The sequence below is a fragment of the Oleiphilus sp. HI0066 genome, assembly GCF_001635725.1.
Genome location: NZ_LWFH01000264.1, coordinates 1 through 1,530, shown reverse-complemented (window position 1 = coordinate 1,530; position 1,530 = coordinate 1). Strand labels below are relative to the sequence as shown.

The window sequence follows — 1,530 nt, the reverse complement described above, 5'->3', positions numbered from 1 at the left end:
TCTCTCCTACACAGATGCGTATTTTGAGTCGCTTTCTGGATTAACGACGACAGGGGCAACCGTTATTACAGGCCTCGACTCACTACCAAAATCAATCTTATGGTATCGCCAACAGTTACAATGGTTTGGCGGTATGGGTTTGATCGTTCTAGCCGTCGCTGTACTGCCAATGCTCGGCATCGGTGGTATGCAGCTCTACCGTGCAGAGGCACCCGGCCCTGTGAAAGACAGCAAACTCACTCCTAGAATTACCGAAACAGCAAAAGCGCTATGGTATATCTACCTAGGATTAACCGTGTTGTGCGCTCTCGCTTATTGGAGTGCAGGCATGGAAGTATTCGATGCCGTTGCCCACAGTTTCTCAACCATTGCGATTGGTGGCTACTCAACACATGACCTAAGTATCGGCTATTACAACAACGTACATATCGAACTTGTTGCGATCTTTTTCATGTTCATTTCTGGCATCAACTTCGCACTGCATTTTGCGGCGCTTCGTTCCAATAGCCCGATCATCTATTGGAAAGATGCAGAATTCAGATTTTACACCGGTGTCATTTTCTTAGTTTCCATCATCACGATTGCGACGCTCTACCACACTAGCACCTACGACCCTGGCACATCATTCGTAAAAGGTTTATTCGAGGTGGTATCCATTGCCACTACAACGGGTTTCTCAACGGCTGATTTTGCCAACTGGCCTTTTGTATTACCGTTTTTACTCTTCGTTGTCGCTTTCATCGGCGGCTGCGCAGGATCAACTGGCGGGGGCATGAAAGCCATTCGCGTGATGCTGATATTCAAACAGGGCATGCGCGAGATAAAGCGCTTGATTCACCCTAATGCGGTGATTCCTGTAAAAGTAGGCAAGAAAGCCGTACCTGATCGGGTTATCGAAGCCGTATGGGGTTTCTTCTCCCTGTACGTATTCTCATTCGTTGTGCTTTTGTTACTGCTTCTCGCAAGCGGTTTAGATCAAGTAACTGCATGGTCGGCAGTTGGTGCCTGCATCAATAACCTTGGACCAGGTCTGGGAGATGTCGCAGCACACTATGGCGATTTACCGACTTTTGCGAAATGGGTTCTTTGCGTAGCAATGCTAATGGGGCGTCTAGAAATTTTTACGCTATTGATTCTATTCACGCCAGCCTTCTGGCGCTCTTAAGCGCCAGAAATACCGAGCTTACGTAAACCTTTGAACACACCTTGCGTTATGTTGTCCAGCTCATGGCGCGCCTTGTGGCTAACACTACGTAAAGCGCTGATCTCATCACCATTTGCATAATAAGCATCACAAGTACGCATCGCTTTCGCAGCGGGGCTTTGTTTATCTAATTCATACCATTCGCATATTTTTTCAACTGACTGCTGAAAAGCTGACTCAAATCCATGTGTGCTAATTGATACCGTCGTTCGCTTGATGCTTTTTAACCAAGGCACGTTGATACGGAGCTCCAAGACCTCAACTGTCGCTCTACTACCTCGCTCAACACTAACACGCCGTAGACCTCGAATTGAGCCATCATCTCT

The 1,530-nt window shown here is 47.3% G+C and carries 1 protein-coding gene and 1 pseudogene; one reads left to right on the top strand and one right to left on the bottom strand.

The genetic code is table 11. From position 1 onward, the window contains the following. Nucleotides 1–1,165: TrkH family potassium uptake protein (locus A3738_RS03985; RefSeq protein ID WP_068763376.1), on the top strand; the 1,165-nt coding region annotated here is incomplete at its 5' end. On the opposite strand, the pseudogene A3738_RS30515 reads toward A3738_RS03985, so the two are convergent. Beyond that, a pseudogene (locus tag A3738_RS30515) lies at nucleotides 1,162–1,530 on the bottom strand (hypothetical protein); the annotation flags it as partial. The gene A3738_RS03985 and the pseudogene A3738_RS30515 overlap by 4 nt on opposite strands.